At 58.7% G+C, this 15,079-nt stretch carries 10 protein-coding genes and 3 tRNA genes; 10 read left to right on the top strand and 3 right to left on the bottom strand.

The genetic code is table 11. The features are described 5' to 3' along the window. Positions 1-29 precede the first annotated feature (29 nt). The 9 genes from N2A98_RS16320 to N2A98_RS16280 all read left to right on the top strand — a co-directional run bounded on the left by N2A98_RS16320 (position 30) and on the right by N2A98_RS16280 (position 9,341). Positions 30-105: transfer RNA gene (locus tag N2A98_RS16320), tRNA-His, on the top strand. A gap of 56 nt (positions 106-161) precedes the next feature. Beyond that, a tRNA-Leu gene (locus N2A98_RS16315) sits at positions 162-246 on the top strand. Between the two features lie 77 nt (positions 247-323). After that, positions 324-399 (top strand) — tRNA-His (locus N2A98_RS16310). 399 nt (positions 400-798) lie between these two features. Next, positions 799-2,109: a trigger factor gene (tig, locus tag N2A98_RS16305; protein ID WP_014718988.1), complete on the top strand. Its 1,311-nt coding sequence runs from the start codon at positions 799-801 to the stop codon at positions 2,107-2,109. Positions 2,110-2,200: 91 nt separating this feature from the next. Next, positions 2,201-2,836 carry an ATP-dependent Clp endopeptidase proteolytic subunit ClpP gene (gene clpP, locus N2A98_RS16300; RefSeq protein ID WP_003192255.1) on the top strand — a complete coding sequence of 212 codons (636 nt, stop codon included), beginning with the start codon at positions 2,201-2,203 and terminating at the stop codon, positions 2,834-2,836. Between the two features lie 112 nt (positions 2,837-2,948). Next, on the top strand, positions 2,949-4,232 hold the full coding sequence (gene clpX / locus N2A98_RS16295) for an ATP-dependent Clp protease ATP-binding subunit ClpX (RefSeq protein WP_003192254.1): 1,284 nt from the start codon (positions 2,949-2,951) through the stop codon (positions 4,230-4,232). A gap of 188 nt (positions 4,233-4,420) precedes the next feature. After that, positions 4,421-6,817: an endopeptidase La gene (gene lon / locus N2A98_RS16290; protein WP_003192252.1), complete on the top strand. Its 2,397-nt coding sequence runs from the start codon at positions 4,421-4,423 to the stop codon at positions 6,815-6,817. 148 nt (positions 6,818-6,965) lie between these two features. Next, entirely contained in the window at positions 6,966-7,238 is a 273-nt protein-coding gene (locus N2A98_RS16285; protein WP_003174819.1) for an HU family DNA-binding protein, read from the top strand. Positions 7,239-7,466: 228 nt separating this feature from the next. After that, a complete protein-coding gene (locus tag N2A98_RS16280) occupies positions 7,467-9,341 on the top strand; it encodes a SurA N-terminal domain-containing protein (RefSeq protein ID WP_044274626.1) in 1,875 nt (624 codons plus the stop codon). Between the two features lie 81 nt (positions 9,342-9,422). Here N2A98_RS16280 and nhaA read toward each other — a convergent pair whose 3' ends face one another. After that, positions 9,423-10,766, bottom strand: a complete 1,344-nt coding sequence (gene nhaA / locus N2A98_RS16275; RefSeq protein ID WP_069558216.1) for a Na+/H+ antiporter NhaA — start codon at positions 10,764-10,766, stop codon at positions 9,423-9,425. Between the two features lie 283 nt (positions 10,767-11,049). On the opposite strand from nhaA, the gene N2A98_RS16270 reads away from it, so the two are divergent. After that, positions 11,050-11,841: a DUF2242 domain-containing protein gene (locus N2A98_RS16270; protein ID WP_047711202.1), complete on the top strand. Its 792-nt coding sequence runs from the start codon at positions 11,050-11,052 to the stop codon at positions 11,839-11,841. Between the two features lie 875 nt (positions 11,842-12,716). Here N2A98_RS16270 and N2A98_RS16265 read toward each other — a convergent pair. Further along, complete coding sequence (locus N2A98_RS16265; RefSeq protein WP_078803386.1) at positions 12,717-13,751, bottom strand: AraC family transcriptional regulator; 1,035 nt, start codon at positions 13,749-13,751, stop codon at positions 12,717-12,719. Between the two features lie 4 nt (positions 13,752-13,755). Beyond that, entirely contained in the window at positions 13,756-14,886 is a 1,131-nt protein-coding gene (locus N2A98_RS16260; protein ID WP_047711200.1) for a carbon-nitrogen hydrolase family protein, read from the bottom strand. Positions 14,887-15,079: the final 193 nt, after the last annotated feature.

Below are 15,079 nucleotides of genomic sequence, written 5' to 3'. Positions count from 1 at the left end.
GGCAGCTTTGGCACAAGTAGCGCTATATGGTGGGCGTAGCTCAGTTGGTAGAGCACGGGATTGTGACTCCCGTTGTCGAGGGTTCGATCCCCTTCGTCCACCCCATATTTTGAAAGGCGCCAGATTAATCGTCTGGCGCCTTTGCTTTAAGAGCTTCAAGCGCGGATGTGGTGGAATTGGTAGACACACTGGATTTAGGTTCCAGCGCCGCGAGGCGTAAGAGTTCGAGTCTCTTCATCCGCACCAATTAAAGCTTTGCTGTGCCGTCAGGCGGGGTAGAGCTCAACAAAGAAGTAGTTTGGTTTCTTTGTTAACGCAATATGGTGGGCGTAGCTCAGTTGGTAGAGCACGGGATTGTGACTCCCGTTGTCGAGGGTTCGATCCCCTTCGTCCACCCCATATTCGAAAGGCGCCAGATTTAACAGTCTGGCGCCTTTTTTGGTTTTGGCGGTTTGAGATTGGGTGGTCGCAGGTGCTGGGCTGCCCCGGCAGGGCGTGTCGTCGTATTTGTGTATCTCGATGATGCTGCGTTGCTTGCCTGTTCTGTTCGCAGGGCGGGCCGTCAGGGAGATGAATGGTTGTTCCTTCTATATATAGAGGGGCGGCGCAGAGCCCTGGCGCAATTTGGCTGTATTTGTCACCGGGGCGAGGTGCATCCGTGCCTTCGTACCGATAAATTGCCGGCTGTTTTCCGCTGTATTTTCAGTAGGGTGACTTCTTGAGTTTGACCCACTAGAATGCATGCCCTTGATTGGGGTCGGAAATGGCCGGCTAACGTCTGTGCAACGAGGAATATCCATGCAAGTTTCTGTTGAAAATACTACTGCTCTCGAGCGCCGCCTGAGCATCACCGTGCCGGCAGAGCGTATCGAGACTGCGGTCAACAAGCGTCTGCAGCAGACTGCCCAGAAGGCCAAGATCGCTGGTTTCCGTCCAGGCAAAGTGCCGATGAGCGAAATCAAGCGTCGTTTTGGTGCCGATGCGCGCCAGGAAGCTGTAGGTGACGTGATCCAGGCTTCTTTCTACGAAGCCGTTGTCGAGCAAAAGCTGAACCCGGCTGGCTCGCCTTCGATTGAGCCCAAGTCCCTGGAAGCGGGCAAGGACCTGGAATACGTTGCCGTATTCGAAGTGTTCCCGGAATTTGAAGTGGCCGGTTTCGACGGTATCGAAATCGAGCGTCTGAGCGCCGAAGTGGCTGATTCGGACCTGGACAACATGCTGGAAATCCTGCGCAAGCAGAACACTCGTTTCGAAGTGGCCGACCGTGCCGCCCAGAACGAAGATCAACTGAACATCGATTTCGTTGGCAAGGTTGACGGCGAAGTCTTCGCTGGCGGCTCCGCCAAGGGCACTCAGCTGGTGCTGGGTTCCAACCGTATGATCCCTGGTTTCGAAGACGGCCTGGTTGGCGCCAAAGCCGGCGAAGAGCGCGTTCTGAACCTGACGTTCCCTGCTGACTACCAGAACCTGGACCTGGCTGGCAAAGCCGCCGAGTTCACCGTGACCGTCAACAGCGTTTCCGAGCCTAAGCTGCCAGAGCTGAACGAAGAGTTCTTCGCCCAGTTCGGCATCAAGGAAACCGGCATCGAAGGCTTCCGCACCGAAGTTCGCAAGAACATGGAGCGTGAGCTGCGTCAGGCCATCAAGTCCAAGGTCAAGAACCAGGTCATGGACGGTCTGCTGGCCGCCAACCCGATCGAAGTGCCTAAGGCCCTGCTGTCCAACGAAGTGGATCGCCTGCGCGTTCAAGCGGTTCAGCAGTTTGGTGGCAACATCAAGCCTGACCAGCTGCCGGCCGAGCTGTTCGAAGAGCAAGCCAAGCGCCGCGTTGTGCTGGGCCTGATCGTGGCTGAAGTGGTCAAGCAGTTCGACCTCAAGCCAGACGAAGACCGCGTTCGCGAAATGATCCAGGAAATGGCTTCGGCCTACCAGGAGCCTGAGCAGGTCGTGGCTTGGTACTACAAGAATGAGCAGCAGATGAACGAAGTACGTTCGGTTGTGCTGGAAGAACAAGTTGTGGATACTGTTCTGCAGAAGGCTAAGGTGACCGATAAAGCGGTCTCTTACGAAGAAGCAGTCAAACCGGCGGAAGCAGCACAAGCCGACTGATTGTCCAACTCGTTGGAAATTCAACCATAAGCCAGCCTCGCGCTGGCTTATGCGTTTTCAAGACATGACTATTTGGGAGTAAATGCAGAGCATGTTCCGTAATTCCTATATTCAGCAGAACTCTGATATCCAGGCCGCAGGCGGCCTGGTCCCGATGGTTGTCGAGCAGTCCGCTCGTGGCGAACGCGCCTACGACATCTACTCGCGCCTGCTCAAGGAGCGAGTGATCTTTCTGGTTGGCCCGGTAGAGGACTACATGGCCAACCTGATCTGTGCGCAGCTGCTGTTCCTTGAAGCGGAAAACCCGGACAAGGACATCCATCTCTACATCAACTCGCCGGGTGGTTCGGTGACTGCGGGCATGTCGATCTACGACACCATGCAGTTCATCAAGCCAAACGTGTCGACCACCTGTATTGGCCAGGCGTGCAGCATGGGCGCCTTCCTGCTGACCGCGGGTGCCGAAGGCAAGCGTTTCTGCCTGCCGAACTCGCGCGTGATGATTCACCAGCCACTGGGCGGTTTCCAGGGCCAGGCGTCGGACATCGAAATCCACGCCAAGGAAATCCTCTTCATTCGTGAGCGTCTCAACACGCTGATGGCCAAGCACAGCGGGCGCACCCTGGAAGAAATCGAGCGCGATACCAACCGTGACAATTTCATGAGCGCTGAAGCCGCCAAGGAATACGGGTTGATCGACGCAGTGATCGACAAGCGCCCCGCATAATATAAGCCGCTCAAAATAGGGCTGGTCGGCATGTCCGACCACTGGCGGGCTTGAAAAAGCCCGCATAAGCCTTCATCTTGTGTTGCAAGCCTATCGGATTTGGATCGAACGAATGACTGACACCCGCAACGGCGAGGACAACGGCAAGCTGCTCTATTGCTCCTTCTGTGGCAAAAGCCAGCATGAAGTACGCAAATTGATTGCCGGCCCCTCGGTGTTTATCTGCGACGAATGCGTCGACCTGTGCAATGACATCATCCGTGAGGAGGTGCAGGAAGCCCAGGCCGAGAGCAGTGCGCATAAATTACCTTCGCCTAAAGAAATCAGCGGCATCCTTGACCAATACGTCATTGGTCAAGAGCGTGCAAAAAAGGTTCTGGCCGTAGCGGTGTACAACCACTACAAGCGCCTGAACCAGCGTGACAAGAAAGGTGACGAGGTTGAACTGGGCAAGAGCAACATCTTGCTGATCGGTCCTACAGGCTCGGGTAAAACCCTGCTTGCAGAAACCCTCGCTCGCCTGCTGAACGTTCCGTTCACCATCGCCGACGCCACCACCCTCACCGAGGCTGGCTACGTGGGTGAAGATGTCGAGAACATCATTCAGAAACTGCTGCAGAAGTGCGACTACGACGTAGAGAAAGCCCAGATGGGTATTGTCTACATCGACGAGATCGACAAGATCTCGCGCAAGTCGGACAACCCGTCGATCACTCGGGATGTTTCCGGTGAAGGCGTGCAGCAGGCCCTGTTGAAACTGATCGAAGGCACGGTTGCGTCCGTACCGCCGCAAGGTGGTCGCAAGCACCCGCAGCAGGAATTCCTTCAGGTTGATACGCGCAACATCCTGTTCATTTGTGGCGGTGCGTTCTCGGGTCTCGAGAAGGTGATTCAGCAGCGTTCCACCCGTGGCGGCATTGGTTTCAGTGCGGAAGTGCGTAGCAAGGAAGAAGGCAAGAAGGTGGGCGAGTCCCTGCGTGAAGTCGAGCCTGACGATTTGGTCAAGTTCGGTCTGATCCCGGAATTCGTTGGCCGTCTGCCGGTCCTGGCCACGTTGGACGAGTTGGATGAGGCGGCTTTGATCCAGATCCTCACCGAGCCGAAAAACGCCCTGACCAAGCAATACGGCAAATTGTTCGAGATGGAAGGTGTAGACCTGGAGTTCCGTACCGACGCGCTGAAATCGGTGGCCAAGCGGGCACTGGAGCGCAAGACCGGTGCACGTGGACTGCGTTCTATCCTCGAAGGCGTATTGCTCGACACCATGTACGAAATCCCCTCGCAGTCCGAGGTGAGTAAAGTGGTGATCGACGAAAGCGTTATCGAAGGCAAGTCCAAGCCGCTGTATATCTATGAAAACAGTGAGCCGGCTGCCAAGGCTGCACCCGACGCGTAAGCGTTCAGCAGTTGCGGTACAAGCAAGGGGCCTCTAGGGGCCCCTTGTTTTTTGGGGCGTTTTTTCGAGACGGTGGTTAAATTCGCGTGTATTCATGCGTTTAACTGCTGGCATTGAGCTTGTTTTTTTTGCATGCAACCCCCATCTTGGTTTCAAGCTTATTTTTGAACTGTCATAGAGGCGAAATCATGAAGACAACCATCGAATTGCCTCTCCTGCCGTTGCGTGATGTCGTCGTCTATCCGCACATGGTTATCCCGCTGTTCGTGGGGCGCGAGAAGTCTATCGAAGCCCTCGAGGCCGCGATGACGGGCGACAAGCAAATCCTGCTGTTGGCCCAGAAGAATCCTGCTGATGATGATCCGGGCGAAGATGCCCTGTATCGCGTCGGCACCATTGCCACTGTCCTGCAATTGCTCAAGCTGCCCGATGGCACCGTCAAGGTGCTGGTCGAAGGCGAGCAGCGCGGTGCCGTAGAGCGCTTCATGGAGGTGGACGGCCACCTGCGCGCGGAAGTGGCGCTGATCGAAGAAGTCGAAGCCCCGGAGCGTGAATCCGAGGTGTTCGTACGCAGCCTGCTGTCGCAGTTCGAGCAGTATGTGCAGTTGGGCAAGAAAGTCCCGGCTGAAGTCCTGTCGTCCCTCAACAGCATTGATGAGCCAAGCCGCCTGGTCGACACCATGGCCGCGCACATGGCGCTGAAGATCGAGCAGAAGCAAGACATCCTCGAAATCATCGACCTGTCGGCGCGTGTCGAACACGTATTGGCGATGCTGGATGGCGAAATCGACCTGTTGCAGGTTGAAAAACGCATCCGTGGCCGCGTGAAGAAGCAGATGGAGCGCAGTCAGCGTGAGTACTACCTGAATGAGCAGATGAAGGCCATTCAGAAGGAACTCGGCGACGGCGAGGAAGGCCACAACGAAATCGAAGAGCTGAAAAAGCGTATCGATGCCGCTGGCCTGCCCAAAGACGCCCTGACCAAGGCCACCGCCGAGCTGAACAAGCTCAAGCAGATGTCGCCGATGTCGGCTGAAGCCACCGTGGTGCGCTCGTATATCGACTGGCTGGTGCAAGTGCCGTGGAAGGCCCAGACCAAGGTGCGCCTGGACCTGGCTCGTGCTGAAGAGATTCTCGACGCTGACCATTACGGCCTGGAAGAGGTCAAGGAGCGCATCCTTGAGTACCTCGCTGTACAAAAACGCGTGAAGAAAATCCGCGGTCCGGTGTTGTGCCTGGTCGGGCCTCCGGGTGTGGGTAAAACCTCCCTGGCGGAATCGATTGCCAGCGCAACCAATCGCAAATTCGTGCGCATGGCCTTGGGTGGCGTGCGTGACGAAGCGGAAATTCGCGGTCATCGCCGTACCTACATCGGTTCGATGCCGGGAAGATTGATTCAAAAGATGACAAAGGTGGGTGTACGCAACCCGCTGTTCCTGCTCGATGAAATCGACAAAATGGGCAGCGACATGCGTGGCGATCCTGCCTCGGCGCTGCTTGAAGTGCTAGATCCCGAGCAGAACCACAACTTCAACGACCATTACCTGGAAGTCGACTACGACTTGTCTGACGTAATGTTCCTGTGCACCTCCAACTCCATGAACATTCCGCCAGCCTTGCTGGACCGGATGGAGGTGATTCGTCTGCCGGGCTACACCGAAGACGAGAAGATCAACATCGCGGTCAAGTACCTGGCGCCCAAGCAGATTTCGGCCAACGGCCTGAAGAAGGGCGAGATCGAATTCGAGGTCGAGGCGATCCGCGACATCGTGCGTTACTACACCCGTGAGGCCGGTGTACGGGGCCTTGAGCGCCAGATCGCGAAGATCTGCCGCAAAGCGGTGAAGGAACACGCGTTGGAAAAACGCTTCTCGGTGAAAGTGGTTGCCGACTCCCTGGAGCACTTCCTGGGCGTGAAGAAATTCCGCTACGGCCTGGCCGAGCAACAGGACCAGGTCGGCCAGGTGACTGGTTTGGCGTGGACCCAGGTGGGTGGCGAATTGCTCACCATCGAAGCTGCGGTGATTCCGGGCAAAGGTCAATTGATCAAGACCGGCTCTCTGGGTGACGTGATGGTCGAATCCATTACCGCCGCGCAGACGGTAGTGCGCAGCCGCGCCCGCAGCCTGGGCATCCCGCTGGACTTCCACGAGAAGCACGACACCCATATCCACATGCCGGAAGGGGCGACCCCCAAAGACGGCCCTAGCGCTGGCGTAGGCATGTGCACGGCTCTGGTATCGGCCTTGACCGGCATTCCTGTGCGCGCCGATGTGGCGATGACCGGGGAAATCACCCTGCGTGGCCAGGTATTGGCGATCGGTGGTCTGAAAGAGAAATTGCTCGCCGCCCACCGGGGTGGAATCAAGACCGTGATCATTCCTGAAGAGAATGTTCGCGACTTGAAGGAAATTCCTGACAACATCAAGCAGGATCTTCAGATTAAACCGGTTAAATGGATTGACGAGGTCCTGCAAATTGCGCTGCAATACGCGCCGGAGCCCTTGCCGGATGTGGCCCCGGAGATTGTCGCGAAGGACGAAAAACGCGAGTCCGATTCCAAGGAAAGAATTAGCACGCATTAATGTGTTGGAGCCTGGGGGCTTCCTTGACAGCTTTTTAGAGCCCTTGTTATAAAGCGGCTCTTAAGTGTCTGTAGGCCATTCAGCACTGGTTTTGCTTTTTACCAAAAAACTTAGAATCATACTCAATAGATATATAAGGGGACTTAGAGTGAACAAGTCGGAACTGATTGATGCTATCGCTGCATCCGCTGATATCCCGAAAGCTGCTGCTGGCCGTGCGCTGGACGCAGTAATCGAATCCGTCACTGGCGCTCTGAAGGCCGGCGACTCCGTGGTACTGGTAGGCTTCGGTACTTTTTCTGTGACTGACCGCCCAGCTCGCACTGGCCGTAACCCACAGACCGGCAAAGCACTGCAAATCGCTGCTGCCAAGAAACCAGGTTTCAAAGCCGGTAAAGCCCTGAAAGAAGCCGTTAACTAAGCTTCGTTCAAGCCTTTGCTTACCCGGGTCGGACGCAGGTCTGGCCTGGCAGCGGAGCGGTAGCTGACCCACGTATCGGGTCGCCACGCCGGGGGTGCAGATTCGAACCCCCGTCCGCTCCGCCAGTTACGAGAAGGCGCATCCTCGGATGCGCCTTTCTTCTATCCGGACTCTACCCACGCTCCACGGTTGCCTAATTTTTGAAGTTCAACCGTTTCTGGGGGACGCATGCTGCAAAATATCAGGGACAATTCACAAGGCTGGATTGCCAAGACCATCATCGGGATCATCGTCGCTTTGATGGCGTTCACCGGTATCGAAGCCATTTTCCAGGCTTCGGGTAATAACAAGCAGGACGTGGCCAAGGTCAACGGTGAAGAAATCACCCAGACCGAGCTGAGCCAGGCTGTCGACATGCAACGGCGCCAGCTGATGCAACAGCTGGGCAAGGATTTCGACGCTTCCCTGCTGGACGAAAAGCTGCTGCGCGATGCTGCCCTCAAGGGCCTGATCGACCGTAAGCTGCTGCTGCAAGGCGCTGCTGATTCCAAGTTTGGCTTCTCGGAAGCTGCGCTGGACCAGGTGATCCTGCAGACGCCGGAATTCCAGGTAGACGGCAAGTTCAACGCCGAACGCTTTGACCAGGTGGTCCGTCAGTTGGGCTACAGCCGCATGCAATTCCGTCAGATGCTGACCCAGGAAATGCTGATCGGCCAGGTTCGCGCAGGCATCGCTGGCAGTGGTTTCGTGACTGACGCCGAGGTGCTGGCATTCGCCCGCCTGGAAAAACAGACCCGCGATTTCGCCACCGTCAACATCAAGGCTGACCCTGCGGCGGTGAAACTCACCGACGACGAGGTCAAGGCCTACTACGACCAGCACGCCAAAGAGTTCATGACCCCGGACCAGGTGGTCATCGACTATCTGGAATTGAAGAAGTCGTCCTTCTTCGACCAGGTTACGGTCAAGGACGATGAGCTGCAGGCTGCCTACGAGAAGGAAACCGCCAACCTCGCTGAACAGCGTCGTGCCGCGCACATCCTGATTGAAGTCAACGACAAGGTCACCGAGGCGCAAGCCAAGGCCAAGATCGAAGACATCCAGGCGCGCCTGGCCAAGGGTGAGAAGTTCGAAGCCCTGGCCAAGGAGTTCTCCCAGGATCCAGGTTCGGCCAACAATGGCGGCGACCTCGGTTTTGCCGGCCCTGGTGTTTACGACCCGGACTTCGAAACCGCGCTGTACGGCTTGAAGCAAGACCAGGTGTCGACGCCGGTGCGTACTACCTTCGGTTGGCACCTGATCAAGTTGCTGGGCGTTGAAGCGCCTGAGGTGCCATCGTTCGCCAGCCTGAAAGACAAGCTGACCCGCGAGCTCAAGGCCCAGCAGGTTGAACAGCGTTTTGTCGAAGCGACCAAGCAATTGGAAGATGCGGCATTCGAAGCCTCTGACCTGGCCCAGCCAGCGTCTGACTTGAAGCTGACCGTCCACACCTCCGCGCCGTTTGGCCGTGAAGGTGGCGAAGGTGTTGCGGCCAACCGTGCCGTGGTCACTGCAGCCTTCAGCCCGGAAGTGCTGGATGAAGGCGCCAACAGCAGCGCCATCGAGCTGGACCCGGAAACCATCATCGTGCTGCGTGCCAAAGAGCATCTCAAGCCGGCCCAATTGCCGCTGGAGAACGTCGCTGCGGCTATTCGCACCCAGATGACCAAGGAGCGCGCGAGCGCTGCCGCCAAAGCCCGTGCCGACGAGTTGATCGCCAGCCTGCGTGATGGCAAGACCGCGCTGGACCAGCCGGTTGACGGTCAGGCCTGGAAGGTGACTGAGGCGGCTACCCGTGGTCAGGAGTCTATCGACCCGGCCGTGCTGCAAGCCTTGTTCCGCATGCCCAAGCCTGCGGCCAAGGACAAGCCGACCTTCACCACCGTGACCCTGCGCGATGGCAGCCTGATGATCGTGCGCTTGAACGGCGTGAACGAAGCGGCGGCCCCTACGGACGAAGAAAAGGCGCAATACCGCCGCTTCCTCGCTTCCCGTATTGGCCAGCAGGACTTCGCGGCCTACCGCAAGCAGCTGGAAACCCAGGCAGACATCAAGAAGTACTGATGCCGGCCTGAATAAAAAGACCCCGACCTGAAAAGGCCGGGGTCTTTTTTTGCCTTTGATAAAGTGAGTGCTGAATGCGCTTTAGGCGTTCTTACCTGCAAACTTGAGCTTGCCCCACGTCAACCCGATCACTGCCGCCAGGGTTGAAGCCGCCAACACGCTCAGCTTGGCAGCCGACAGCAGAGCAGGGTCTGAAAATGCCAGGGACGAGATAAAGATCGACATGGTAAAACCGATCCCCGCCAACAGACCGACCAGGCCAACGCCCGTCCACGTCACACCGTCCGGCAGCTTGCAGATGTTCAGCTTGACCAGCGCGAGGCTCGCCAGCATCACGCCCAGAGGCTTGCCGAGCACCAGGGCGAAGATGACGCCCATGAACACACCGTGGGCCAGCGGGTCATCCAGATTGAAGCCGTCCAGGCTCACGCCGGCGTTGGCCAAGGCAAACAGCGGCATCACGCCGAAGGCTACCCAGGGGTGCAGCGCTGATTGAACCCGCTGCACCGGCGGCAATATTTCCCGCTGGGCTTCGCGCAATTGCTTGAGGGGCGTGGCGACTTGCTGGGCTCCTTCGGCTGGCTGCGAGAACCGGTCCATCAGTTCGTTGAAGGTGCGTTCGATGGTTTCCAGCGGGCGTTCCCGGGTGGGCTTGGAATTGACCGGGGTCATCAAGCCAAGGATCACCCCGGCGAGCGTTGGGTGCACGCCGGTCTTGAGCAGGCCAAACCAAACGATAGCGCCAGGCAGCAGGTAGATCGCCGCCTTGCTGATACCCATGCGTTGGAACACCAGCACCAGGGCCAGCCCGCCTGCAGCAATCACCAAGCCCATGTAGTCGAGGCTGGCGGTGAAAAAGATCGCGATGATCAGGATCGCCACAATGTCATCGATGATCGCCAGGGCCAGCAGCAGGATACGCACGCCACTGGGGATCGACTTGCCCAGCAGCGCGAGCACGCCCACGGCAAAGGCGATGTCGGTCGCGGTGGGCACCGCCCAGCCACTCGCGGCGGCGGTACCGTGGTTGAGCAGGGTGTAGATGAGTGCCGGCATCAGCACGCCGCCCAACGCCGCGCCTAACGGCAGCGTGGCCAGCTTCAGGTTGGCGAGGGCACCGTCTTTGATTTCCTGGCGGATCTCGGCACCGACCACCAGGAAGAAGATGGTCATCAGCCCGTCATTGACCAGAAAATGCAGGGAGCGCGACACGCTGTAGTCGCCCAGCCCGAGGGTGATGGGCGTGTTCCAGAAATGCTCGTAGGTCGCGGCGGCGGGGCTGTTGGCCCACACCAGCGCGACGATGGCGGCCAGCAGCAGCACGATACCGCTGACGGCTTCGATATGTGAAAAGCGCTCGAGGGCGGACAGCGCGCCCTCAGTCAAACGCTGGGGGCGGGGGATGGCGGGGTGTTTATCAGGCACGACAACTCTCCATTGGCGGCCCGACCAATGCTTGGCTTTTAACCTGCGCCGTACTTTATGCAGCAACGCACCCAGGGGCGATGATAGAAAGGTGAGGAATAAGTTGTAAACAAACTTGTCATAGAACCGCGCACATTACGGCTCTTTATCGATCCTATGTGCGCCAGGCTTTTTCCTACTGACGCTGCTGTCTTAGCCTGAGATGTTTTACCGACAGGAATCGCGCTTCAGTGTCGTGTTCTGTTGCACAATACCGTCCGGACCGTTTTCTTCAGGATTTTCAATGTCGACATCATTTCACTTGCGCACTCTCGGGTTGGCGCTGGTGCTGGCGGGCGCTGCGGGCTGCTCGTCACCCAAGACCGCTATCTACGAACATGAGAATTTCGACGACTCCGGTACGTTTTCCCGCGATTACCCGGTCAGCGATGTGGCGGCCTGTGAAGCGGCGCGCCGTGCCCTGCTGAGTCAGGGTTACATCATTACCAGTAGCGATCCGAAGTTGGTGGCCGGCAACAAGAGCTTCCAGCAGACCGGCGAGACCCACCTGCAGATCAGTTTCAATGTGGTGTGCGCCGCTGATGGCAAGGGCAGCAATCACTCGACGATGTTTGCCAACGCCTTGCAGGACCGCTATGCGTTGAAGAAGGTCAACAACTCCGCGAGCCTCGGCGTGGGCGTGCTGGGCTCGGTGTCGATGCCGATTGGCTCCACCGACGACTCGATGGTGAAAGTGGCCAGCGAGACCGTCTCGGCACCCAAGTTCTACGAGCGTTACTTCGCGCTGGTGGACGTGTTCTTGCCGCAGGAAGTGAAACAGGCCGAGCATATCCCCGAGCAGCCCAAGGCCGACCTGGGCGTGCCCGAGCCCAAGGCCGCTCCGGCAGCCGAGAAGGTCGAGGCACCGAAGGAGGTGCCTGTTGCGCCCGCCGCTGCAGAGCCGCTCGCGCCACCACCTGAGGCTGCACCGATTGCACCGGTGACAGAGCCTGCTCCGGTGGCGCCGACGCCGACTGATCCGGCCTTGCCTGCGCCGACAGAAGCGATTCCACCGCTGCCGATGCCTGCGCAATAACGCAATGCTCGAATGTGGGAGCGGGGTGTCAGGTAGAGAAGCGTCGGCTGACAGGTCGCTATCGCAGCATAGGTATCTACACAACTTCGGTACGACGCTGACCCTGTGGCGAGGGAGCTTGCTCCCGTGACGGCCTGCCAGCCGACACTTATCTCCCTGATACCCCGCGGTCAAACTGTGGGAGCGGGCTTGCTCGCGAAGGCGTCCCTGGCAGTCACCACAGTTGGATTGTGTACATATCCATTCCTGCGGTAATGGCCACTTAGGGTTCCGCCCTGACGGCGGCTCACTTTTGAAAAGCGCAAAAGTAAGCAAAACGCTCTTGCCCCACCACTCGGCACCTCGCTTAGGCTCGGTGTGCCCGTAATCCGCCAGTGATTTGGGGGGCCGCCGCCACGCGCCATCCATGGCGCGGGGCGGCTAAACCGGCATCCCTGCCGGTTTACCCCCCAAATCACTGTCGAATTCCGGCCAGCGTGGTTTAACGGGGCGCCTAAGATCAAAAGCAGAGCAAGATCAAGAGCGGCTCGCTTCGCATCGTGGTTACCGTCTGCTGCTACAGCCCATAAGTTGTGTAGATACCTATGGCCATCGCAGGCAAGCCAGCTCCCACATGTTGACCGAGGTTGCGGTTAAGTTAAATCCAGTGATCGCCGCTACGTTTAATCCTGAAGAGCAGGAATGTCACGACGTCGACTTTTTTTCGTCATGACGGCACTTTAGGCTGGGTTCGCAGGTCATTAATCTGCAACCGCTTTCAACATGAAGAAGGAGTCCACCATGGACGATTACCAGGAAGAACTGCTGGAGTACCAGGCATTCGAGCTAGACCCACTGGACCCAGCCGACGATGCTACCGAGCTGTAACACCGACTTCAGGCGGAGTGTCGCTGACTGCGGCGAAATTCCCCTGGGGTCTGGTTGTTCCAGCGCCTGAAGGCCCTTTGGAAGGCTTGGGCCGAAGCAAAACCGAGCAAGTAGGCGATCTCGCCGAACGCCAGTTCCGTGTCGCGAATGTAGGTCATGGCCAGGTCGCGACGGGTGTCATTGAGAATCGCGCGAAACTGCGTGCCTTCCTCGGCCAGTTTGCGCCGCAATGTCCAGGTGGGCAGCTTCAAGCGTGCCGCCACTTCTTCCAGGTCGGGTTCCCGGCCGCCATTGAGCATCGGCCCGAGCAAACGGGTAATGCGCTCGCGCAGGCTGCGGGTGCGGGTCAACTGCTCTAATTCCCTTTCACACAGCTGTAGCAACAGGTGCCAGGTGCTTGGGCAGTGCTGTGGGTTGCGCAGCGCCAGGGTGGGTTGGTTGAGGCGCAGTTGATTGACCTCGGCGCCGAAGTGCACCACGCCCTCTCCCAGTACCCTGTAGTGATCGTGGTAGTCCGGCGCGTCGAATTCGATTTCAATTCGTTGTGCCTGCACCGGCTGTTGCGCCAGGCCCGAGAGTTGCTGCAGCCAGCCGGCGATGATCGAATCCACCACAAAGCGGTTGTAGGCGTTATAGGGGCTGATGGAATAAAACCGCAGCCACGCGCCTTCGGCGTCTTCATGAAAGCTTGATTGCCCGCGATAGTTGGAACCGTACAGCGCTTCAAAGCGTGTGAGCGTCCTTGCGGCTTCGCGCACCGTGGGCGCTTGTGCGGCGGTGACGCCGGCAAGGCCGGCCTGGCTCAAGCGGCTGAGCTGGCCCATGCGCAGGCCCAGGCCAGGGTTGCCGGTCAGTTGGATGGCCGCGTGGCCCAGGCGCATGTAGCGCGGGATCGACAAGCGTGCGCCGGCCTCAGCCAGGCGAGCTGGATCGAGGCCGTATTGCAGCAGCAGGGGTTGCGCGTCCAGGCCGTGGCTGTGGATGGCGTCGGCCAGGGTGTGCACGAAGCCCACCGACAGATCCCCCAGGCGCACCGGCTTCAAGGCGCTACAGCCAGATATTCAGCAGGCGCGCACCACGGGCGTCGCCATCGGCGAAGACTTGCCCATTGCGGCTGAGGAAACTCTGGCCGGCGCTGCCCAGGTCCCAGAACTGCCCGCGCAGAAAGACGCTCATGCCTGCGGTGGCTTGGCTGACGGGTGGCTGGCTGATCAGCGTGAGGCGACGCCAGGCTGCGCCCTCGCTGGTTTCTTCAGGCTTGAGGCTCACTTCTGACGGCGTGGATACGCTCTTGAAGCCACGCCACGGACGCTCCCAGGTGTCGCGGCCGGTGACAAAAGCCGGCACCGCGATCAATTGCGCGCCTTGCTCGTTGAGCTTGCGGTAGTTGTCCGGGTACCAGCTGTCACTGCCCACCAGGATGCCCAGGCGCCCGGCGGGAGTATCGACAACGTTGACGACATGCTCATCACCCGGCTCGATAAAGCCCCGCTCATCGTAGATCGGGTAAAGCTGGCGCTGCGGCTGGCCCAGCGGCAAACCGTCGGCGGCAAACACCACGCTGGCGTTGTACAGCGCGCCGTGGCCGATCTCCAGTTGCCCCTGAATCACGCTTGGGTTGGGCAAGGCAATGGAACCGGCCACCAGGGTCACGCCAAATTCTTTGGCGAGGCCGCCAAACAACACTTGATAGTCGCGGGCCATGGCCGGGGCTTTCATGCGCAGGTACGCATCATCCATGCGGTTGTCGCCGGTGGCGCTGATCCAGGCTTTGGCAAATTGCAGCGGGTTGCTGATCGACAGCCAGTTCATGGCGTCCTTGAGATGAGCGGCCTGGTACAGCTCATTCTTTTCGCCGCCGAGCATCAGCCAGGTGCCGATATGCTCCGGCAGCACCACCACGGTTTTGGCGTTGATCAGCCCCAGGTCCCGAGCGTTTTGCAGGTACGCCGACAGCTTCAGGTGCAGGCGTTCCAGGCTCTGGTAATCGGCAGGGAACAGCTCCGGCTGGATGCCCAGCAGGTTGCCCCGGTCGGCCGGTTCGCCCTCATTGACGGCGAGGGTGATGCGCAGGTCGGACAGGTAATGCGCCACGGGGCGCTCCTGGGTCCAGACCAGATACGCGGCGAGGGAGGCAACCAGGGCCATGATGACGGTGAACGCTAGAAGTTTACGCATGGGGCAACAGACAACAGACCAGGTGCAGGGTTCGCGACTAGGGTAGGGCCCATGGCGTGGCTTGCCAAGGGGCGCTGTGCATTTGGATCAATAACTTGTCAGTTTCAGTCATTGAGCCGTGGTCCACCGCCTCTTAGTCTGTGGGACATAAACCGATGGCACGCCGTTCGAGTGCGCCACGTCCCGTGATGAT

This window comes from Pseudomonas sp. FJ2-5-13 (genome assembly GCF_029201605.1).
Classification (GTDB): Bacteria; Pseudomonadota; Gammaproteobacteria; order Pseudomonadales; family Pseudomonadaceae; genus Aquipseudomonas; species Aquipseudomonas lactis.
The sequence above is the reverse complement of the archived record's forward strand: the minus strand, read 5'-3'. Positions and strand labels throughout refer to the sequence as shown.

What these genes read in the sequence shown, in the direction of transcription:
- tig (WP_014718988.1), top strand. Translation starts at nt 799, where the DNA reads ATGCAAGTTTCTGTTGAAAATACTACTGCTCTCGAGCGCCGCCTGAGC.
- N2A98_RS16260 (WP_047711200.1), bottom strand. Translation starts at nt 14,886, where the DNA reads ATGCGTAAACTTCTAGCGTTCACCGTCATCATGGCCCTGGTTGCCTCC.
- clpX (WP_003192254.1), top strand. Translation starts at nt 2,949, where the DNA reads ATGACTGACACCCGCAACGGCGAGGACAACGGCAAGCTGCTCTATTGC.
- N2A98_RS16280 (WP_044274626.1), top strand. Translation starts at nt 7,467, where the DNA reads ATGCTGCAAAATATCAGGGACAATTCACAAGGCTGGATTGCCAAGACC.
- clpP (WP_003192255.1), top strand. Translation starts at nt 2,201, where the DNA reads ATGTTCCGTAATTCCTATATTCAGCAGAACTCTGATATCCAGGCCGCA.
- lon (WP_003192252.1), top strand. Translation starts at nt 4,421, where the DNA reads ATGAAGACAACCATCGAATTGCCTCTCCTGCCGTTGCGTGATGTCGTC.
- N2A98_RS16270 (WP_047711202.1), top strand. Translation starts at nt 11,050, where the DNA reads ATGTCGACATCATTTCACTTGCGCACTCTCGGGTTGGCGCTGGTGCTG.